The organism is Pseudomonas fluorescens group sp. PF-69 (assembly GCF_054481235.1).
The window spans coordinates 3,570,635-3,590,339 of sequence record NZ_JBTMNC010000001.1; the positions used below are offsets into that span (position 1 = coordinate 3,570,635).

General features: G+C 55.1%; 16 protein-coding genes, 6 pseudogenes and 1 riboswitch. Of the genes and pseudogenes, 14 read left to right on the plus strand and 8 right to left on the minus strand.

The features are described from left to right. Positions 1–140 precede the first annotated feature (140 nt). Entirely contained in the window at positions 141–602 is a 462-nt protein-coding gene (locus ACX3YF_RS16645; protein WP_458973935.1) for a helix-turn-helix domain-containing protein, read from the minus strand. A 300-nt stretch (positions 603–902) separates the two neighbouring features. On the opposite strand from ACX3YF_RS16645, the gene ACX3YF_RS16650 reads away from it, so the two are divergent. From ACX3YF_RS16650 to ACX3YF_RS16670, 5 genes are all read left to right on the plus strand, one after another. Further along, on the plus strand, positions 903–1,631 hold the full coding sequence (locus ACX3YF_RS16650) for a metallophosphoesterase family protein (protein ID WP_458973936.1): 729 nt from the start codon (positions 903–905) through the stop codon (positions 1,629–1,631). Between the two features lie 812 nt (positions 1,632–2,443). Further along, entirely contained in the window at positions 2,444–2,854 is a 411-nt protein-coding gene (locus ACX3YF_RS16655; RefSeq protein ID WP_458973937.1) for a DUF6957 family protein, read from the plus strand. A gap of 76 nt (positions 2,855–2,930) precedes the next feature. Then, a complete protein-coding gene (locus ACX3YF_RS16660; RefSeq protein WP_458973938.1) occupies positions 2,931–3,287 on the plus strand; it encodes a hypothetical protein in 357 nt (118 codons plus the stop codon). A gap of 81 nt (positions 3,288–3,368) precedes the next feature. After that, positions 3,369–4,646 (plus strand): serine--tRNA ligase, encoded by a 1,278-nt coding sequence (gene serS / locus ACX3YF_RS16665; RefSeq protein ID WP_458973939.1) that lies wholly within the window; start codon positions 3,369–3,371, stop codon positions 4,644–4,646. Between the two features lie 590 nt (positions 4,647–5,236). Continuing rightward, on the plus strand, positions 5,237–5,584 hold the full coding sequence (locus ACX3YF_RS16670; protein WP_458973940.1) for a hypothetical protein: 348 nt from the start codon (positions 5,237–5,239) through the stop codon (positions 5,582–5,584). A gap of 181 nt (positions 5,585–5,765) precedes the next feature. Here ACX3YF_RS16670 and ACX3YF_RS16675 read toward each other — a convergent pair whose 3' ends face one another. Beyond that, positions 5,766–6,953: an MFS transporter gene (locus ACX3YF_RS16675; protein WP_458973941.1), complete on the minus strand. Its 1,188-nt coding sequence runs from the start codon at positions 6,951–6,953 to the stop codon at positions 5,766–5,768. A 109-nt stretch (positions 6,954–7,062) separates the two neighbouring features. Here ACX3YF_RS16675 and ACX3YF_RS16680 point away from each other — a divergent pair. Further along, positions 7,063–7,977, plus strand: a pseudogene (locus ACX3YF_RS16680) (LysR substrate-binding domain-containing protein); the annotation flags it as partial. A gap of 32 nt (positions 7,978–8,009) precedes the next feature. Here ACX3YF_RS16680 and ACX3YF_RS16685 read toward each other — a convergent pair. Then, positions 8,010–8,118: pseudogene (locus ACX3YF_RS16685) on the minus strand (LysR family transcriptional regulator); the annotation flags it as partial. 172 nt (positions 8,119–8,290) lie between these two features. Between ACX3YF_RS16685 and ACX3YF_RS16690 the strand changes: the two are divergent. The 7 genes and pseudogenes from ACX3YF_RS16690 to ACX3YF_RS16720 all read left to right on the plus strand — a co-directional run bounded on the left by ACX3YF_RS16690 (position 8,291) and on the right by ACX3YF_RS16720 (position 13,419). Beyond that, positions 8,291–9,043 carry an MFS transporter gene (locus ACX3YF_RS16690; protein ID WP_458973942.1) on the plus strand — a complete coding sequence of 251 codons (753 nt, stop codon included), beginning with the start codon at positions 8,291–8,293 and terminating at the stop codon, positions 9,041–9,043. Between the two features lie 402 nt (positions 9,044–9,445). Continuing rightward, a complete protein-coding gene (locus ACX3YF_RS16695; protein WP_458945244.1) occupies positions 9,446–9,811 on the plus strand; it encodes a histone-like nucleoid-structuring protein, MvaT/MvaU family in 366 nt (121 codons plus the stop codon). Positions 9,812–10,266: 455 nt separating this feature from the next. After that, positions 10,267–11,445, plus strand: a complete 1,179-nt coding sequence (solA, locus tag ACX3YF_RS16700) for an N-methyl-L-tryptophan oxidase (RefSeq protein WP_458945243.1) — start codon at positions 10,267–10,269, stop codon at positions 11,443–11,445. Then, positions 11,442–12,221 (plus strand): MetQ/NlpA family ABC transporter substrate-binding protein, encoded by a 780-nt coding sequence (locus ACX3YF_RS16705; RefSeq protein ID WP_458945242.1) that lies wholly within the window; start codon positions 11,442–11,444, stop codon positions 12,219–12,221. Before solA ends, ACX3YF_RS16705 begins: the two co-directional genes overlap by 4 nt. Positions 12,222–12,299: 78 nt before the next feature. Further along, positions 12,300–12,365, plus strand: a pseudogene (locus ACX3YF_RS16710) (transcriptional regulator); the annotation flags it as partial. 123 nt (positions 12,366–12,488) lie between these two features. Beyond that, positions 12,489–12,550: riboswitch (Fluoride riboswitch) on the plus strand. Between the two features lie 141 nt (positions 12,551–12,691). Then, a pseudogene (crcB, locus tag ACX3YF_RS16715) lies at positions 12,692–13,085 on the plus strand (fluoride efflux transporter CrcB). Between the two features lie 10 nt (positions 13,086–13,095). After that, complete coding sequence (locus ACX3YF_RS16720) at positions 13,096–13,419, plus strand: DUF190 domain-containing protein (protein WP_449102604.1); 324 nt, start codon at positions 13,096–13,098, stop codon at positions 13,417–13,419. A gap of 1,229 nt (positions 13,420–14,648) precedes the next feature. Here ACX3YF_RS16720 and ACX3YF_RS16725 read toward each other — a convergent pair. The 5 genes and pseudogenes from ACX3YF_RS16725 to ACX3YF_RS16745 all read right to left on the minus strand — a co-directional run. After that, complete coding sequence (locus tag ACX3YF_RS16725) at positions 14,649–14,921, minus strand: hypothetical protein (RefSeq protein WP_458945241.1); 273 nt, start codon at positions 14,919–14,921, stop codon at positions 14,649–14,651. Between the two features lie 121 nt (positions 14,922–15,042). Then, positions 15,043–16,359 (minus strand): annotated as a pseudogene (locus tag ACX3YF_RS16730) (EAL domain-containing protein). Beyond that, on the minus strand, positions 16,328–17,179 hold the full coding sequence (locus ACX3YF_RS16735) for a nitrate- and nitrite sensing domain-containing protein (protein ID WP_458973943.1): 852 nt from the start codon (positions 17,177–17,179) through the stop codon (positions 16,328–16,330). Before ACX3YF_RS16735 ends, ACX3YF_RS16730 begins: the two are co-directional and overlap by 32 nt. Positions 17,180–17,184: 5 nt before the next feature. Next, on the minus strand, positions 17,185–18,312 hold the full coding sequence (locus tag ACX3YF_RS16740; RefSeq protein WP_458973944.1) for a methyl-accepting chemotaxis protein: 1,128 nt from the start codon (positions 18,310–18,312) through the stop codon (positions 17,185–17,187). A 371-nt stretch (positions 18,313–18,683) separates the two neighbouring features. Then, positions 18,684–19,106 (minus strand): annotated as a pseudogene (locus tag ACX3YF_RS16745) (IS66 family transposase); the annotation flags it as partial. A gap of 119 nt (positions 19,107–19,225) precedes the next feature. Between ACX3YF_RS16745 and ACX3YF_RS16750 the strand changes: the two are divergent. Then, positions 19,226–19,537, plus strand: coding sequence for a hypothetical protein (locus tag ACX3YF_RS16750; RefSeq protein ID WP_458945239.1), 312 nt, complete (start codon positions 19,226–19,228; stop codon positions 19,535–19,537). Positions 19,538–19,705 lie beyond the last annotated feature (168 nt).

The window sequence follows — 19,705 nt, forward strand, 5'->3', positions numbered from 1 at the left end:
TTGTGGGGCTGCGTTTGGCTCGCAGTTCCGGGTATGCCAGTATCGACTGTTCAATGGGCAGCGACATGCAGTAGTTCTGGTGACTGAACCGCCCCGGGTTTATTAGACACCTCCGAGGCGTTTCGGCACTCCCCCCTAAATCAATCGTTTTCTCGCTCGCGTACATGCTTGCTGACGGTTTGCCTTGATACGCCAAGCCGACGGGCAACCTCGGCCTGTGAATGTCCTTCATCCATCAACTCGAAGATGGCGCTCTTCAGTTTGGTCGCTTTCGCGGTGACAGGGTGTGCGGTTTTGTCCAGTTCGTTGGAAACCGAGACGTCCAGCAAGTTCGATGAATCGAGGTCGTCATGGAGGCGGCGGAGAATCTCGCGGGGTGATTGCCCACGATGTGCCGCGTAAACGACTGTCAGCAGAGACAGCGGATCAAGTTGAAAGGACTCAGCAAGTTGCTCACTTACCTCCAGTGACACCGATCTTTCAGCAGCCTCCAAACGGCTGATTTGAGATTGGTTAATGCGCTTTGCAATGTTCTGCTGCGAGAGCTTTTTGTGCGCTCTGAGAAATTGCAGTGTTGCGGCATAGGCGGTGCGAAGCGACATTCAAGCGTTCCCGTCAAACAGAACGATATGTCGAATTTGTGTTGTCAGACGCAAATGCGTATTGGCATAATGGTCTGACACTGCCGCCTTATCTGAGGCAGGCGAACGGGATGGCCCTCTGGGCAAGCTCCTGATTACGGTGCTCGCAGGCGTCAGCATCGAACGTTCCTTTTGAAAGAAATGCACCTTTCAATATAGAGCTAAATCGAGTTAGAGCTTTGGTTGTGCCTCCCGATTTGTGGTGCCGGCAATGCATGGCGCTTTCGAGATGTCGACCCGCTTTATGGAAATGGGCGGAACATGAAAATCCAGATTTACTCTGACCTGCACAACGAATTCGCTCCCTTCGAACCACCCACAACAGACGCTGACATCGTCGTTCTGGCCGGCGACATCGACATCCAGGCGAGAGGCGTCAGTTGGGCAAACGACACCTTCAACTGTCCCGTCATCTACGTCTGCGGGAATCACGAATTTTACAAAGGCCACATCGACCACACCCTGCGCAAAATGCGGGAGGTTGCAGCACCTCATGTGCACGTATTGGAAAATCAGGTTTGGATTTGCAACCAAACACGCTTTTTGGCCACAACGGCCTGGACGGACTTCTCCTCCACGGGAGACACCGTGGCAGCAATGGTGACCTGCGGAATGTGGATGAATGACTTCCAGATGATCAGAGCAGAGGAGCGCTACCGCCGACTCCGACCCGCAGACGTGATTGAGCGAAACCACGAAGCGTTTGATTTTTTGGTTGGCGAGCTAAGCAGGCCCTTCGATGGGAAGACTGTGGTCATCACGCACCATTGCCCGATCCCTGAAGTCGCAGGCGAAAAGCATGACGGTCATTTGAGTGCAGCCTATTCCAACAGGTGGCATTCACTGCTTTCGATGGCAGATGTTTGGATTTTCGGTCATACGCATCGAGCCGTGGATATTGAACTGGACGGGTGCCGGTTGATCTCAAATCCGCGTGGTTATCCCCAAGAATCCACAGGATTCATCTCGGATTTCACGATCGAAATCTGATAGGTGTGGAAGGGCGGGGCAGGATGTACTGGATTAAAACTTACGGAGCAGAGCTTTCCGATTTTCGGTTACACAGATTGCCGACAGTCATAGAACGAGCGCGAGCGGCTATCGCTGATCCAAATGTTGTCGGGTATCTGTTGTGTGCGCTAGAGAGGCCTCCAAGAATGACTGGGCTGTTGTTTTGTGATCACACGGGTGGCTTTCCGGAAGGATTACCGATCCATACACCAGCCATTGTCGATCGATGCCGACGGGCAGGTTATGAGGTTGTTACCACGGTCGATGGTGGCGTTTACGTCGTCGCTCACTGGCTTTTCGAGAATGGTGCTTTAGATCGGTTCGACAGGGTTCATTGATGTGTTTGGTGGGGCGCTTGTGACTGATAAAGAGAAGCTTAGCGAAAAAAGAATGGGGCTCCCCCAATGTGTTTTGGACGCAAAAAAAATTGATTTCGGCGTCGAGATAACCGGCTACTTGTGTTGCGCCGAATTCCAGCCTCCCTGCGTGATCGGAGTGGTTTTTTCTGAAACACGCGGGCGGTTTGAGGACGGGAAAACGATCCGTACTTCGAGGCTCGTAAAGGTGTTCGAACTTATGGGATATCAGCTTTGTGAAACGCACAATGAAAGCCGATACGTGATTTGTCATTGGTGGCATGAGAACGGCGCCATGTCCGAGATCAATATGATCCACTAGCGAATTACAGGCTTTTCAATCGGCATCCAAGGTTACCCAATTCCCAGGATGCACGGCTCCCAGATGTCTGGATCCGTGCCGCTTTATAAGTCTTTAGAAAACTAGGCAGCAGTGTGCAAGCAGATTTGATTGAAGATGTGCTGTATGGCCCCGCGCAGATGCTCGGAGGCTCTCAGCTTGAAGACGGTGAGCTCATTCAACTGGCGCGTGAGGAGTTCGAGGGGCAGCCATTTTGCATTGTTCGGAATTGGATGCTACTCGACGTCATGCTCGCCGAGGCCCAGGAGCGTGAAGTGAGGAAGCAGGGACTTCAGCCCACTGTACTTTTCATCAGCCATGCTGTGTACGACAGTGATGCCAGCGTCCCAGCTAGCGATGGTTTCGTCACTGGCTATCAGAAAGACTTCCACGGATGTTTTTTTGAAAGCGAAGACGCCCTTTACATCTTGGCCGGCAGAGGCTTTCGCAAGCATGTGAGCTTGCCGGCTTTTCAAGCGCTGAATGCATACAGTAAGGCACGCTGATCGTAACTGCCTTCCTGTGTCCTGGTTCGCGAACGCTCTCCAGAGTCTTCCTCATTTCTCACTTCGGATATCGCGAATGTTTGATCCACGCAACGAGCTCCCCTTGTGCGCTAGCCACTACATAAAGGCGGTTGAGGCTGTGCGGGGGCAGGGGGCCGCTCTACAACTTCTGAGGGAGTTTTTATGCCTGAGCGCTCGCGCCGAAATGGTCTATGCGCTAGACATCGACGCCTTCTTTCTTCGCCTGGACGACCTCGACCGGTGGAGCAACAAACGCGTCGGAATGCTCGATGCCGTGTCCACCATGCCATTTAAATCTGTGGAAGTGCTCCGGGCTGAAATTGCGACGTGGACGCCACAGGATTACGCACACGTCCATGACAGCACGGGCTTAAACGCTTTGATCGAACTGGGATTGCTTCTGGGCAACTGATCGCTGTTTCACATCAAGTTCGAATTATCGATCAACCCAGTCCTATGCGAAGCGACGTGCTCTAAACTGCGAGATAACAATATGCTCGATCCCAAGCTGTTACGTAACAACCTTCAGGAAGTGGCGGATCGCCTGGCTTTCCGTGGCTTTGCCCTGGACGTCGCGCGCATCGAAGCGCTAGAAGAACAGCGCAAGACCGTCCAGACCCGCACCGAAGCACTGCAGGCTGAACGTAACGCGTGCTCCAAGTCCATCGGTCACGCCAAGCAGCGCGGCGAAGACATCGCACTGCTGATGGCGGACGTCGAGCGCATGGCGGGCGAATTGAGCGTCGGTAAAGTCGAGCTCGAAGCGATCCGTAGCGAACTGGACTCGATCCTGCTGGGCATCCCGAACCTACCGCATGAGTCCGTTCCAGTCGGCGTAGACGAAGACGATAACGTCGAAGTGCGCCGATGGGGCGCTCCACGACTCTTCGATTTCGAGATCAAAGACCACGTCGCCCTAGGCGAGAAGTTCGGTTGGCTGGACTTTGAAACTGCCGCCAAGATGTCCGGCGCGCGCTTCATCCTGCTGCGCGGCCCGATCGCCCGTCTGCACCGCGCCCTAGCGCAATTCATGATCAACCTGCACACCAGCGAGCACGACTACGAAGAAGCCTACACGCCGTATCTGGTTCAGGCCCCGGCGCTGCAAGGCACCGGCCAGTTGCCGAAGTTCGAGGAAGACCTGTTCAAGATCGCTCGTGAAGGCGAAGCCGATCTGTATCTGATCCCGGCTGCCGAAGTCCCACTGACCAATCTTGCGGCAGGGCAGATTCTTGATGCAAAACGATTGCCCCTCAAGTTTGTCGCCCATAGCCCATGCTTTGGTAGTGAAGCCGGCGCGTCGGGTCGTGACGCTCGTGGCTCGTTCCGACAGCACCAGTTCGACAAGGTCGAGATGGTACAGATCGTCGAGCCGTCGAAGTCGATGGAAGCGCTGGAAAGCCTGACCGCCAACGCCGAGAGAGTCCTGCAGCTGCTGGGCCTGCCTTACCGCACCCTGGCGCTGTGCACCGGCGACGTGGGCTTCAGCGCGGTCAAGACCTACGACCTGGAAGTTTGGATTCCGAGCCAGGACAAATACCGCGAAATCTCGTCGTGCTCCAATTGTGGCGACTTCCAAGCCCGTCGCATGCAGGCGCGTTTCCGCAACCCGGAAACCGGCAAGCCGGAACTGGTGCACACCCTGAACGGTTCCGGCCTGGCGGTCGGTCGTACGCTGGTGGCGGTACTGGAGAACTATCAGCAGGTTGACGGTTCGATCCGTGTACCGGACGTACTGAAGCAGTACATGGGCGTCGACATCATTCGATGAAGGCCTTGAACCTTCCTTTGGCAGATGCAGAGGTCAACTATTTTGAAGATCACTGTCTGTCATTCAGTTTGTTCGAGCAACTGGCCGGGGGTGTTGCCTTTGGACGGCGAAATATTAGGTAAGTACCTGGCTATACCAAAATGCACGCTTTCGAGGGCGGCTGGTGCAGGGCATTTTTCTGTAAGCGATAGGATTAGGCGGTAGAGGGAGGATATGGCCTTTATTGCTTCGGCCACGTCAACAAAAATATTTTTTCAGAAGGCCCCTTGAAATTTTTTTCGCGCGACGGATCTTTATATTTGAGGACAACAAAAAAGCAGCGATCTCGGCGCTCCACCTTCCACCGATCCTTCAGGGGAAACGGTGTTAGTTTTTGCTTTTGCTGTGCTTCTGTTTTTGTCCTTTTTTCTTGCGGTATACCTGCTGACGCCGACGTATGGCCTGCCTATGGGCATAGCAAAATCGCCCCTGTGCGGCGTAGGCCGCTGCTTTCCATTTTGATTTCAAAACAACGAGTCATTTTTTGAAAAAATACCCGTGTCGGACAACTTTCGTTTTGGTGAAGTCCGCATAGGAAATGGAGAGAGAAGATGGGAGAAGAGCTTGAATGGAAGGTTTGGCGCTTGGCGCAGCAGACACATGACACAGCAGCGTTTGTGCGACTGCTTGAAGAGGCGGTTGGTAGTTTTAAGAGGGCACCAGGTTTCGATCCTAGTGTGCGGATGCACGCGTCAGGGATCGGCGTGGAATGTATCAGGGTGCTGCAGGATGTTCTGAAGCGTCGTGATATCTATGCAGGCCCATCTGTAGACTATGTCGAGCTCAGATCTCAGCTGAAAATGCATTTACGCGACTTCTTGCAACAACACCTCGTGAAGGGTGATTTTGCCACTGATGAACTGAATGATGATCTGTTGTGCCGAGATCTGGGGCTGTAGAAGGCTCGGTGTTATTTCGCTTGCCCTTATCCTATCTGTCCAAACTTCTTGGCCATGATCAACTGCAGCAAACTCGCCAATCAGCGACCAAGAAATGGCAGTGTGAGGAGATCGACAGGTACAAAGATTCGCCTATAGCATCGTGGGCACCCACATTATCTGCCACCATCTCACAGTTTTGTTAACGCTTACGCATCATGAGCACTGCGACGATGATTGCCAGTGCGGCAATTGCAGTGGCGATCCAGCCCAATGCCCCCAATCCGAACTCCCCAATGCCCAAGCCACCAAAGATAGCTCCCAGGCCGATACCTGCGTTGGCTGCCGAGATGTTCATCGTCGCCGCAAGGGCTTGAGCCTTAACGCCGGCATTCATCACCCGAACCTGGCATACGGGGAAAAGCGCAGTGTAGGCGACGCCCCACAGAATCAGCGCGCCGATCAGCAGCATATGGTTACCAGCCAACGGTACAGCCGCCATCATGCCGACTGCGAGAATCGTCAGGAACAACACCATTGCTCCAAGCGGGTTGCGATCAACGAGCGCGCCACCCCATTGGTTGCCAATCATGCCTACCGCACCAAACCCCATGAGCCACCAACCGACTTGATTGGCCGGCACCGCACCCAGCGTCTGAAGGATGTCTGCCAAGTAGGTGTATGCCGTGAACATCGCAGTGAACGCTAAGACCGACAGCAGCACATGGGCAAGAAATCGTGGTTGCTTGAGGATGTCGGTATGCTTCTCGCCATGCTCTTTGGCGGGCGAGGAGGGCAGTGTCGGCATGCACAGGTGCATCAGGATCGCGATGATCAGAGAGATGGCAGCCAGCGACCAAAAGCTTCCTCGCCAGCCCAGGGTATCTGCTGCCACAGTGCCCAATGGCACGCCGAACACCAGTGCCGCAGAGATGCCGAGGTAAACACGCGACACGGCTTTGCCTGCGTTACCAGGGCCGGCCAGCTGCCCGGCAGTCTCGCTCGCGGTGCCCCAGAACACAGGAAGTCCCAGTGCTGGCATGAAGCGCGCCAGTGCCATCACCCAGATATTGGTCGAGAGCGCAGCAAGCACGTTAGACGCGGCGAAAACCAGGAGGATGACGGTGAACAGTTTCTTGCGTTCTACACCTGCGAGCTTGGCTGTCAGAAAAGGGCCGAACAGCATCACGGTAAAGGCAAACAGTGTCACAACCTGACCTGCCACGGCCACGGATACATCGAGGTCGCGCGCCATCGCAGGGAGCAGCCCCACGATCAGGAACTCGGTGGTGACAATAATAAATGCGGCGATTGCCATGATGAGGATCTGAAGAGCTGATCGCGAGGATGTGGCAGGCGCCAGGGCAGCTCCTGTCGTCGAGGATTGCATGTAGGTAATGCTCCAATAAGTTTAGACATAGCTTATTGGAGATTTTCGTTCCTATCCGAGATATAAATGACTGGCTATAGCGAACTAAATTCATTAATTGAGGTGGGTTATGTATTCGTCTGAACGCCTCAAGGGCATCGACGTATTTGTCACGGTGGCGGAAACCGGCAGCTTCGCCAGCGCTGCGCTCAGGTTGAATCTCACTGCCTCAGCCGTGAGCAAAAGCATTGCCAGACTTGAGCAGCGGCTGGGCCAGCGTCTGTTCGCCCGAACCACTCGACGTCTTGCGTTGACTGAAGCTGGAGTTAAGTTCTACCGAACCTGCAGCGGCGTCTTGGCTGACCTCGAAGAATCTGAACTAGCGCTCGCATCAGAGAGGCACGAGCCCCATGGCAGGGTGCGTATCGATCTGCCTGCATCATATGGCCGGCTCCATGTGCTGCCCCTGATCCTCAGCTTCCTGAAGGAGTATCCGCTGCTGCAGCCGCACATTTCGTTCTCGGATCGCTTTATCGACCCCGTCCACGAGGGTATCGACATCGTTGTCAGGATCGGTGGCCCCGATGCCTGGCATCCTGGGCTTGGCCATCGGTTCATTGGTGCTCAGCGCATGGTCTTCTGCGCATCTCCGAGTTATCTGCATGAGCACGGTAGGCCATCGGGTGAAGCAGGGCTGGAGCATCACCATTGCATCGCTTATGGCTACACCGATGGTCAGGTAGGCGCGTGGTATTTCGGGGGCCGCCAGTCAGGCGATCAGGAGCGCCGAATGATTCACCCGCGAATCGCTGTTGGGGATGGCGAAGGAGAGGTGGCAGCAACATTGGCTGGACATGGTATTGCTCAATTGCCGACCTGGCTTGTCCAGACACACCTGGATGAAGGCCGCTTGGTAGAGGTGCTACCTGAGCTTGCCACTGATGGATTGCCGATGAATTTGGTGTGGCTCAAAACCCGGGAAGCGCTTCCCAAAGTCAACATCCTGCTTAGACATCTGGGTGAGCATTTGGCGCCCTACGGCAGTGTGAAAGACGGCGATCGTCATAACTCTATCGCGCAGCAGCGCGGACTGCGAGACGCCCAGCTGCGCGGCGGCGCGCGTGAAGCTGCCTTCGCGGGTAATGACGACGAAGGCTTGCAGATCGTTGAGATTGGCGCGGGACATTGATGAGAGCCTTTTATGCAGAGCGCGGGATTATCCTCTGGGCGGGTGATTCAGGCGTTGGGGGCCTGCGTCGGCCCGGTGCTTTCGCGCGCCATGGTGGGTGATCTATATGGGCGGGAACAGTCAGCGAAGATGCTCTCGACGCTGATTCTGATCATGGGAGTGGCCCCCCTTGGCAGGCCCGCTGATTGGCGGTCAGGTGCTACGTTTATGGTCTTGGCAAGGCATCTTCTGGTCGTTGGCCCTGGTGGGATTGGTAACACTCTTTTCATTCCGCCGATTGCCAGAAAGCCTGCCTCACGAGCAGCGAACGTCCGAGCCGCTCAAGCAGACTTTTATCGGCTGCCTGCAGTTGGTGCGTGATCCACGGTTGATCGGGTATGCGCTGTCAGGAGGTTTCTTCTACGCTGGTGCCTACGCGTTTATCGTCGGAACGCCCTTTGCTTACATCGACTATTACCATGTATCACCGCAGGCCTACGGCTGCCTGTTCGGAGTCAACATTCTCGGGATGATGATCGCCAACTTCGTCAACAGTCGATTATTGAACCGCATGGGCAGTGAGCGAATTTTCCATCGAGGCACCCGGGCCCTGGCGTTCTTTGGCCTGATCCTCGGCCTGTGCGCATGGTTTGGACTTGGCGGAATCTGGGAGCTGGTCGTGCCGGTGTTCTTCTACATGTCGATGAACGGATTCATTGTTGCCAGCTCCGTGGCCGGGGCTCTGGCTCACTTCCCGCAACGCGCAGGCTCTGCGTCTTCGTTACTTGGCGCGATGCACTATGGCAGCGGCATTATTAGTGCCGCGCTGGTCAGTTGGCTATCGGGTGGAACACCGAGGGGAATGGCTCTTGTGATGGGACTGGCGGGCGTAGGGAGTCTGGCAACAGTACTGCTCTCTAATGCCGAAGATAGCTCTCGTTAGGTGCTACGTAGGGAGAGCAGCCGTACAAGCAGATATGTGCGCCTACCAACGCTGAGCGTCCGTTTCTGGCTTGCATATAACAATGGCTGGTTTGGACGCCCTCAATGGTGTGTGACCTAGGGGGTGGGTACGTGTGTTAGCGCTCCGGATCGGGGGAGCGCCTTCGGGTATAAGCCAGAGCATCAGGGCGCGGATAGCCAGCGACGGACGGTGTACTGCAAGTGATACGAGCTGCGCCAGCGACAAAGACGTTCGAGGAAACGGCAAAACTGAATTATTCAAAATTATGGCTCAGCAATAATTTTTGGCCTCTCCGTTCCAGTCTCAGTTGTCGCATGCAAACCCTATTGCACTGACCGATATTCAATATACTGTTAGGTAACTATCAAAAAGGATTCCCCCATGTCCAAACTCGCAGAATTCCGCCAGCTCGAAAAACACCTCGCCGAACAGCTCCAGGCTCTCGAAGCGCTGAAAGGCGATGCTGGCCTCAAAAAAGAAATCGAATTTGAAACCAAGCTACGTGCTCTACTCGCCGAGTACGGCTACAGCCTGCCGAACGTGATCAACCTGCTTGATCCGCAAGCGAGCCGTCGTGTTCTAGCTGCTAAGCCCCAAGCCGGTACTCGGAAGCCACGCCAGGTGAAGGTTTACAAGAATCCCCACACAGGCGAAGTCGTCGAAACCAAAGGTGGCAATCACAAGACGCTGAAAGAGTGGAAAGCGAAATACGGTTCCGACACCGTAGAGTCCTGGCTGAACAAGTGATTTTGGTTTGAGTACAAAAGGGCCCTATGGAGGCCCTTTTTTATTGGCGCGATGCCCATCTCGTAGTCAATGGGTAATTAAGACTGGGCGGATATCCCCATCCATCCAGGCTTCAGTGAGCTCGTCTATCCATCCAGGCGACACACCTTCCTGACACCATCGCTTAATCTGGTACTACTCGCCATAGGCAAACGCTTCGCTAGGGGCGTGTTCCATCTGTACGGTGCTTCGTAAGAAATCCACTGCCGGTGCTATATCACTTGTGACAGCTTAAAGCTCCGCACGAATTCATTAGATTTGACGATAATCAGAAGCGAAGAATCGGCGTCTTACCGATAAATCACCGCAACAGAAGGGTCGGTGATGCTCGGTAGAGAATATCTATATGCTCTTTTAGTCGTTGATTCTTAGTCGGTTTCACTCTCAACTGGCTTCTTTTTGACAGGTGAGAGTTGATGTCCGAGCGGTGTGATGTAGTGGTTTTGGGTTTGGGTGCCATGGGGGCCGCTACGGTGTATCAGTTGGCGAAGGCGGGTGCGAATGTTGTTGGTATCGACCGCCATCATCCACCCCACAGCCTGGGCTCCAGCCACGGCGATACGCGTATTACTCGGCTTTCGGTCGGTGAGGGTGCGCAATACGTTCCCATCGTGCGCAATTCCCACCGCATCTGGCGCGAGCTTGAGGATTTGTCGGGGGAGTCGCTGTTCGAACAGTCAGGTCTACTGGTTCTGACTTCGAGTCCCGAGTTTGACCCCGGCGACAAAACCGACTTCACCTTGCGCACCATCGGCCTGGCGCAGGCCTATGGCATCGAGCACGAGGTCTTATCCGCCGAGCAGATTCGCCAGCGCTTTCCACAATTTGCCAACGTACACGACACTGCCATCGGCTATTTCGAGCCTGGTGGAGGCTTTGTGCGCCCTGAACGTTGCATCGATGTGCAGCTCAAGCTGGCCGAACAACATGGCGCGATCCTGTACAAAGGCGAAACCGTGACCGGGATTAGCTCGAGCGAGCAGGGTGTCCATGTCACCACGAACCTGCGCACGCTCTTTGCCAACAAGCTGGTGATCAGCGTCGGCAACTGGAGTGGCGGTTTGCTGGGCAAGCTGTTTGACGACCTGCTCAGTGTCTACCGGCAGAAGCTGTTCTGGTTCGAGCTGGAGGAGGGCGCCGGGCTGGTGGGCCATTCACCGACGTTTATCCTCACCCACGGTCGTGGCGACGACAAAGTCAACTACGGTTTCCCGGCGTTACTCGGCGAGGGTAGCCTGAAAATCGCTACCGCGCAGTACCACACTACTTCGTTGCCGCGAACAATGGATCGTACGGTCTCGGCGGCCGAAGAGCAGGACATGTATGAGCACCAGGTGCACGGCCGCATCGCCGGTGTTACCTCGAAGGTGGTCAAGTCTGCGGTCTGCGCCTACACCGTGACTCCGGATCGCCATTTCATCATCGACGAGCATCCGTCGTTGCAGCACACCTTGGTGGTGTCAGCCTGTTCCGGCCACGGCTTCAAGCATTCCGCCGCACTGGGCGAGGCGTTTGCGCAGTGGTGCATGCGCGGCTCGACCGACCTGGATCTCTCTTCTTTTTCCCTGAAACGCTTCGAAGGTAAATTATCGTGAAACGCGTCGCTCTCTCCGTTGCACTGCTGGTCGCAGCCATGGGGTCGGCCTATGCCGAAACCCTGAAAATCGCAGTGGTGCCTGTGCCCCATGCCGAGATCCTGGAATACCTCAAGCCTGAGCTGGCCAAGGAGGGGGTGACGCTGGATGTCAAAGTCTTCTCTGACTACATCCAACCAGACCGGCAGACGGATGAAGGCTTGCTGGACGCCAATTACTTCCAGAGCAAACCCTACTACGAGGCGTACAAGAAAGACCGCCCAAGCAGCGATCAGGTGCCAATCGTGGCCGTGCACATCGAACCCTTCGGCGCCTATTCGAAAAAGATTAAATCCATTAATGAGCTCAAGGATGGCGCCACCATCGCCATTCCCAACGACCCGACTAACTCCGGTCGTGCGCTGCTGTTGATTGCCAAGCAAGGCCTGATCACCCTCAAGGATCCCGACAACATCATGGCTACGCGTCTCGACATCATCAGTAATCCCAAGCATCTGAAGTTTCAGGAGCTGGAAGCGGCCATGCTGCCGCGCGTTCTTAATCAGGTCGACCTCGCATTGATCAACGCCAACTACGCGCTGGAAGCGAAACTTGAGCCTCATAAGGATGCACTGTTTATCGAAAGCTCGGAGTCACCGTACGCCAATTACCTGTACGTACGTCGCGACAAGGCGAACGCCCCAGCAGTATTGAAACTCAGCGCTTTGCTTAATTCGCCTGAAGTGAAGAAGTTCATCCTTGAGCGCTATCACGGCGATGTCGTGCCTGCCTTTTGACGAAAGTAGGCTTACGCCAATTACAAACTTTTTTTTATTTAGTGTACGGTTAGGAGACTAACCAACTAGAGGCCTCTCATGTCTAAGCTCGCAGAATTCCGCCAGCTCGAAAAACACCTAGCCGAGCAACTCCAAGCTCTCGAACCTGATCCAGCTCATAGGTTGAGGATGCTGGTCGACATTGATTAATTGCTTTTAATGACTGCTTATCCGTTTCGGATTCTCGACCTCGTAGCAGCTTGAATGTCTGTCCGCCGGTGCTATAGGATGAAAGCATGAGATGGCATTCCTCCTTTAACCGCCTTTGTGCTGATGATGCCTACGTGAACCCTGGACAGGGTGCGTAGGTGTGTCTCCTTGTCCTCCAATCTAGGACAGGATCGTGACTCAAAATTTCATATCGACCCCCATCATAATCTGCAGTTATCAACACCTCCTCGGCGCTACCAGTCCAGAGGAGACTTGCAGCCATGCTGAAATCACTATTAGTTATCGCCATCGGCGCATCGCTCGGCGGCTGGTTGCGCTGGCTTCTGGGCATGAAGCTGAACGCGCTATTCCCGACAACTCCCCCCAGGTACTGTGGTGGCGAACATGGTCGGGGGTGACATCATTGGCCTAGCCATCGCGTTCTTGGCCGCATCCCCCTCCCTAAGCCCTGAATGGCGCCTGCTGATCATCACGGGTTTCTGTGGGGGCCTTACCACCTTTTCCACCTTTTCCACTTTTTCCGCCGAAACAGTTGCCTTGATTCAGGAAGGCAGACTTCTGTGGGCGCTCGGTTCGATTTCATTACACGTCGTGGGCTCGTTGGTGATGACGGCTGCCGGGCTTCTGTCCTATCAAATGATTGGTACACGCTGAGGAGATGAACATGAACGGTTATCTAGTGATTTTCTTTACCCAGCAGAACCGGCGTTATCAGGGAAAGATGCTGGGTGAATGGATCGTCGACGTGGCTAAAGAGATGGGGTTGCGCGGCGCGACCCTCTGCACAGGAATCGAAGGATTTGGGCACACAGGGAAATTGCACTCATCGCACTTTTTTGAGCTGGCGGATCAACCGACGGAAATTCGAATGGCTATTACCGAGGATGAATCCGAAAGGTTATTCAAGCGATTGGAGGTTGAGGAAATCTCTGTGTTTTACATAAAGACCCCAATCGAGATGGGCACCGTTGGCAAAAAGGCCAACTAGCCCGGCCCCATCCTAGACCTTCGGAGATACGAGTATGGGCAATACAGACGTCCCAGCTGGTAACGCAATCCCCGATTCACCTTTACGGGGAGGGCCGGCTGAGCAGTAGGCGGCGTGAGAATGCATTTTTCTTGTAGTCGCTGCTTCGGGCCTGCGGCCCGGCTGAATCAGTTTAATGACTTCGAAGGCACTGAGTAGCGACGGTAGTGTGGTGCTGTCATCGATCAAATCGTCCCACGTTATGAGCAACTGCTCGTGGTATCTCGGCAAATTAAACACCATTCAAGAACCTGCTGAGACGAAGGATTAGAGATGGAATGTACCTTCACCCTCGCGTACCAATTCCCCGTTGTAGATCTTATCGAGAACCATTCCAGGGTCGCTTGTGCTTGTCATCGGAAACTGATGGCGAAGACTTGCTGTGGTGGCTCATAGCCGCTAATAGTGAGGAGGTGCTTGGAGAGGGCGTGAAGATGATTTCGAGATTTGTTGTTGTCCCTGCAATACCAACAGAAACGGGGTCAATGCGTAATGGAATACGCTTCTACTGCGAGACTGCCCCCATAGGTTTCAACATCTATGACAACGAAGAAAAGTTACGTCTGGCGACTACCTACCAAGCCCGAGAGGAAGCTGATGCTGAGTGCCAGCGACTGAATCTGGAGCGCCTTCAAAACGTACTTACGGATCGAGAACCCATGACTGCACGATAGGGCATTTTCACTCTCAAGAAGGTATCAAGTACTTGGCATTTCGAGGCAAGTGGATCAGATGCTCAGGGACGTACGACCTACACCATTTTGACGCGGATGCTCAGCATTTAATGTCGAGCAAACAGTCTCTGCCTCTGTCCTGACCTTGAAGACGCCATGCTGGCTGAGCCGCCCTCTACAAGATCCACGATCCTGTATCGCTTGCTGCCATCGGCCAGTGTGGTCGTCTCGATCACTCTGAATCTTGGGTGCATGGTTGCTTTCCGTGCATGAGATTGGTGCCCTACAAGTAGCGATAAACGGAGGCGACTTCAAGAACGGGCCGGGCTTAAGCTGAGACAATTTATGACGGTGCACCGTGCCTCTTATCGCATGAAGCACGGTTCGGCAGTAGGTGCCGTGTTGAGCCATTTTTCCTATAGTCGTTGCTTCGGGCCAGTAGGGCCCGGCTGTCGCATCCTCAGGTAGGGCCTTGCTTGTGGGGGCCGACGCCAAATTGACCCAGTTACCAAGATGTCACTGACCCAGTCTGTTCCTAGCGAACCATTTTCGTTGCTGAATTTGTTTCGATTTGGAGGTGGGGCAGTCTTGCGTCAGCACTTGGGTCAGTTCGGCGTCAGCGTCAACCGCGAACATCTTTTCCCCGTACAACGTTTTGATCAGGGGCTTACGGGCCTCCGAGTCCACGGGGGGGGCCACCCGTCGGTGGGTGGGTATGCCGTAAATCTCACCGGCAATTTCAAACTCATGCATATGCTCTCCCTCCCAGCACATTACGATCTGAATCACTGAGAGGTTGTGAAAAAACTCTCGCCTATTGCGGCAGCCTCCAAACGATCACTGAGGCGTTGCGCTACACAGAATTTAAGGCGCAGATTATCCGGCCAGCTTGGCCCTCTGGTTGGGCGCATCACTGTTCCTGCCAATCCAGGTCACAGCAGAAGACATAGAGTGTGCCGCTAACCCTGACGGTCTGCGATAGCGTGATACACATGCGCGAATCCGCCACCGACAGATAGGGCCGACTGATCTGGATGAACCCTGGTTGCTTCAGTGCCCGGTAGTGGTAGTGCTTGTGCGACCAGTTGGCGTTGTCGCCACACAGCAGGGGCGAAAAGCGCGCATTCAGCTGTTGTTGGTAGTGCGGAGCATAGACATTGCGCGACACCTGATACCCCGCTTCATTGAGCAGATAGCAGCGCACCGAACGTGGGTCGCTAAAGAGCAAAGCGCTGCTCAGGTCAAACTGCTGGTTGGCACTAAAGTGCGCCACGGCCTGTTGAAACAAGCCTTCTATTTCACGCACGTAGTGCTGCAAGTCGGCGTTGCGTTTAACGCTTTGCCACTGCTGGCCGCGCAGCAGGCTGTCGAAGGTCGTGGCCAAACTCTGCTCGGCGTCGATGTGGGTTTGTGGTTTGGCAAAGTAGAAGCCCTGAACCATTTCGGCGTTGGCCGCAATGGCCAGCAGTGCCTCGTGTTCGGTTTCCACGCCTTCCACCACTACCAGGCTGCCAGCCTCGTGCAGCAAGCTGACGATGCCGGTGAGAATCCGTTCGACTTGGCGCGAATGACCGGCATCCTGGATCAGGCGGCGGTCGATCTTGACGATGTCGGGTTGCAGATCCCAGATGCGGTCGAAGTTGGAGTGCCGTGCGCCGAAGTCATCGATGGCAATCAAGCAGCCCAATTGGCGGAAATGGCTGATAAATCGCTTGAACTGCTGATGATCACTGACCTCGCTTTCAATGATCTCTATCACCCGTTTATGCGCCGCAATACCAGTGGTCTGCAGCAGGTTGTGGGTAAAACCAATGTCCGGCTGTACGCTGACCAAGTGCTGCGAGTTCAAATTGAGAAACAGCCAGGCTTGCCCCGTGGCCTACTGCGCAAAGTTATGCATATGCAAGATCCGGCAGGTGCGATCCAATTCCAAGTGTTCACCGCTATTACTCGGCATGGACAGCAGGGTTGCCGGCGACTTTGCCGTGCCATCGGCATGGTGTGCGCGAATCAGCCCTTCGTAGCCCACCGCCCGACCATGCGCGATACTGAATATCGGCTGGAAATGGCTGGTCAGTGACAGGCCACGATAGCGGGTGGCAACTATGCGGTCGCTTGGCAGACCGCGTACTGGCGGGAAGGACATCTGGTGATTGTAGTGCAGCGGCTGGACGGTATTTAGCATCTGTAGTTCCTTAGCGAGGCTGTAGCTGAGCCAGCGCTGCATCCACTAGGGCCAGCAGTTCGTCAATGCCTTGGGTGGCGCGTTGGAAGTAGGTCTTGGCGGCAATCACGGGTTGTATCTGGTCGAGCAGCTCCTCTTTTGTGCAGCGTAGAAAATCCTCCACCACCTGCTCGCGATGCTGCAGGCGGAACACATCGGCCTGCGGGTGATCGGTGGCGTGGCGTTGCAGTGTGGCGAAGGCCGTGCCGGCCAGCAGCTCGATCTTCTGGTAGAGAAAACGCATCCTCACGCGCTGCTCAGGGCTGCTCTGACCGGTCGCCGCGATGCCGGTGCCCAGGGCGCGCGCCTGGCCCGCCCATTCTGCCGCCTGGACTACCTCGCGCCAGATGCAGGGCAGGTAGCCCAGCTCGGCACGACCCTCGGTCAGATCGATTTCGTTCGCCACATCCTCCATCAGAAAGATGCTGTTGCGAATGATCAGGTGATGCTGCAACAGATTGTTTGCCCGGTCGCTACCATGCCCTTCGCGCATGCGCGACCAGTGATCGATCAAGCTATTCCAGGAGTCCCGGTGCGTGCTGTCGAATTCCTGGGCCGCACGGATATGCTGGTCGAGTCCCTGGCGTGCGGTGACAAGATCGTGACTCAGGCTGGCATCGCCACAGAGCACGCCATTGCTCAGGCCGCGATGGCGCTGAAACCCGGATATAAGGGCACGCAACAAGGCCAACTGGCGAATGTTCAACTGGATATGTTGGCGCTTTTGCCTCTGCAGGCGTCGGTGCAAGCCATAGAACAGCAGTATCAGGGTGGCCAGGGTGAAAGCGGCGAGCAAGAGCGGTAGTCCGTGCAATACATGCATATTGATTACCCCGTCAGATGAGCCAGATGGTGGGCGATGGATCGCGCCTGATCGGCGGCCTGCAGGTTGTCGGCATTACCTTGGCGGACTTGGTCGGCCAGTTCGGCGATTTCCGCAACGGCCTTGCCCTGTTGTTCGGTACTGACCGCCACTTGCTCGACCTGTCCGGTCAATTGCAGGGTGCGCTGTTGTACCTGATTGAGCAGCGCGCACACTGCCTCGGAACTGGCGGCGCTGCGATGCGCCAGATGGGTCAAGTCGGACACCTGCACCGTGGCATCCTTGATGTGCTGTTGCACCGATTCGATGTTGCGACTGATTTCTGCCGCCGACTCCTGGCTGTGTAAGGCCAAACGGCGAACTTCATCGGCCACTACGGCGAAGCCACGGCCGCTCTCACCTGCGCGGGCAGCTTCGATGGCGGCATTCAGGGCAAGCAGGTTGGTTTGCGAAGCAATCCCGCGGATGGTGCCGGACATTTCATTGATGGTGCGCGAGTTGGTGTTCAGTTGCAGGATCAGTTCGTTGGTGGTGATGGCTTGCTGCGCCATCTCGGACACCTGCCGCACCAAGTTGGTGAGCTGGTCGATTCCATCGGCTAACTGTTCGCTGGCCACGACGCTGGTCTGACGCGATTCATCGGCCAGTGCCGCCACCTGTAAAATGCTCACATTCAGTTGTTCTACCGCCGCTGCGGCGACAGTGGCCGATTCGCTTTGCCCTTCGGCATTACTGGTCACCAGCGCAGCGCTTTGTTCGAGTTCGTGAGAGGAGTGGGATATTTCATCCAGACGCTGCTGTAACATTTGTTGCTGGCGTTGTTCGCGGTTCAGCCACTGCTGAAAGCCGCGTCTGATCGACTGCAGCAGCCACTCGGCAGCGTTGATTGGCTCCTGGGAGCCACCATGCAGAGCGGAGTTTTCACAGTAGCGTTGCAACTGCCCGATCTCCTGCAACAGCAGCCAGAGGCTGGCAATGGCCAAGTAGGCCAGTACCGCCCAGAGCGGCCCTGTTGGCAGCGTCGCAGCGGCCAGGGCGCCGCCCGTCAGGCAAATCACTAACAGCGTGCGGATCATTCCGACGATGCCCAGTTCACGCAGCAGCAAGAACGCAGGGTAGGTGAGCCACTTCATGCGTCTGAATCTCCAATGCGATAGCCAAAAAAAACGCCTGAAGCCTCTGCAAAATATCTGCAGCGGGTTCAGGCGCCTTTGCCTTGCAGGAGCGAATCCTGCTGATGTGGTTTTTCAGATAGCAAGAGTGATGCCATAGGTTCTCGGCAACTTTCAAAGAATTTGACCCACCGTCATGTTGCGCGCAGCTTTTATATCGTTGGGTTACGCGGCGCAGCAATTACGCAGTTGATTTTCAGAACTTGCTTTGCATCACTAACCTGCGCGGCCCTATCCACCCTGCGCATTATCGCGTCCCAGGCATCACTTGGTTGACCTGCACGCTTCAACCCATAACTGGGACATGGTCTTTTCAAAATGGCTGTCGGTGCACCATGAAAGCAACAGATCACTCGCCGTGCTTGTTGCTTCTTGCGATCCGGCGAGTAAGCGAACCAAACCGCCGCCGGTGTTGAATAACCCGCTGGTCGGTCGTCAAACACATACATCCACAAGCGAGCGGTTTTGGTTTTATCGTGGCCCGGTGTGAGCACGCCAATCGGCGTGTAGTCGGCATAAATTTTATGGCTGCTCATGACATGGTGCTTAAGGGTGCTGATCAGCGGTCTGAGCAATTGACTGCTCTGACCAACCCAGTCGGCCAGGGTTGAGCGCTCCAGATCCATACCCTCACGGGCGTAGTTCTCGGACTGCCGATACAACAGCAAGTGATCGAAAAGTTTGGAGACCAGCACATAGACCAACAACCCCGGGCCACCAAGTCCTCAGGCTATCGGGCGACTCGGCGCTGGGACATGATAGCGAGCGATCAACGACACGTATCCATAGGATCAGTTTCAACATTGATTTGAATCAATAAAATGCCATGGACGGTGTTGTAAACAGCGCATCAACCTTGTGGGGATGCAGTTTGATGAACGAGTCCAACCAGACTACCCGAATTATCTGCAACGACCTTGAGCTAGCCGATCAATTGCGCCGACTGTTGGTTCACATAGCACCAGATTGCGAGGTGCTGAGCGCGCCGAGTAATTGCAGTGTCGTGCCGTTTTGCCGCTGGCTCGGTGAAGCACATTTGGGAACACCTGGTTTGGTACAGGCTGCTTTGATGGATGCTACCGAGGTTTTGGAGCAGTCTCGGCACGCCTTCAAATCTCGCGAGCTGGGGCTGCTACGGCGGCGCTTGGTAGTATTGCTGGGTAAATTGTCAGACAATCCACAATGATGTATATATGCCATCAGTAGGTTCTGCCTAATGCGGGAACCGGCTTTGCCGAGCAGGACAATGGGCCTGAAAGACGAAGCGCCGTGACACCAGTTCTTGACCAGAACTCGTTATCACGGCGTTTTTTTTTCAGCAAAAAGACATCTGTACAAGCACAGGGACATACGA

Excerpts from the sequence above, each read along its gene's own strand:
- ACX3YF_RS16695 (WP_458945244.1), top strand. The coding sequence starts at position 9,446 with ATGTCCAAACTCGCAGAATTCCGCCAGCTCGAAAAACACCTCGCCGAA.
- serS (WP_458973939.1), top strand. The coding sequence starts at position 3,369 with ATGCTCGATCCCAAGCTGTTACGTAACAACCTTCAGGAAGTGGCGGAT.
- ACX3YF_RS16740 (WP_458973944.1), bottom strand. The coding sequence starts at position 18,312 with ATGAAGTGGCTCACCTACCCTGCGTTCTTGCTGCTGCGTGAACTGGGC.
- ACX3YF_RS16675 (WP_458973941.1), bottom strand. The coding sequence starts at position 6,953 with ATGCAATCCTCGACGACAGGAGCTGCCCTGGCGCCTGCCACATCCTCG.
- ACX3YF_RS16720 (WP_449102604.1), top strand. The coding sequence starts at position 13,096 with ATGAACGGTTATCTAGTGATTTTCTTTACCCAGCAGAACCGGCGTTAT.
- ACX3YF_RS16670 (WP_458973940.1), top strand. The coding sequence starts at position 5,237 with ATGGGAGAAGAGCTTGAATGGAAGGTTTGGCGCTTGGCGCAGCAGACA.
- ACX3YF_RS16645 (WP_458973935.1), bottom strand. The coding sequence starts at position 602 with ATGTCGCTTCGCACCGCCTATGCCGCAACACTGCAATTTCTCAGAGCG.
- solA (WP_458945243.1), top strand. The coding sequence starts at position 10,267 with ATGTCCGAGCGGTGTGATGTAGTGGTTTTGGGTTTGGGTGCCATGGGG.
- ACX3YF_RS16750 (WP_458945239.1), top strand. The coding sequence starts at position 19,226 with ATGAACGAGTCCAACCAGACTACCCGAATTATCTGCAACGACCTTGAG.
- ACX3YF_RS16660 (WP_458973938.1), top strand. The coding sequence starts at position 2,931 with ATGTTTGATCCACGCAACGAGCTCCCCTTGTGCGCTAGCCACTACATA.
- ACX3YF_RS16735 (WP_458973943.1), bottom strand. The coding sequence starts at position 17,179 with ATGCATGTATTGCACGGACTACCGCTCTTGCTCGCCGCTTTCACCCTG.
- ACX3YF_RS16650 (WP_458973936.1), top strand. The coding sequence starts at position 903 with ATGAAAATCCAGATTTACTCTGACCTGCACAACGAATTCGCTCCCTTC.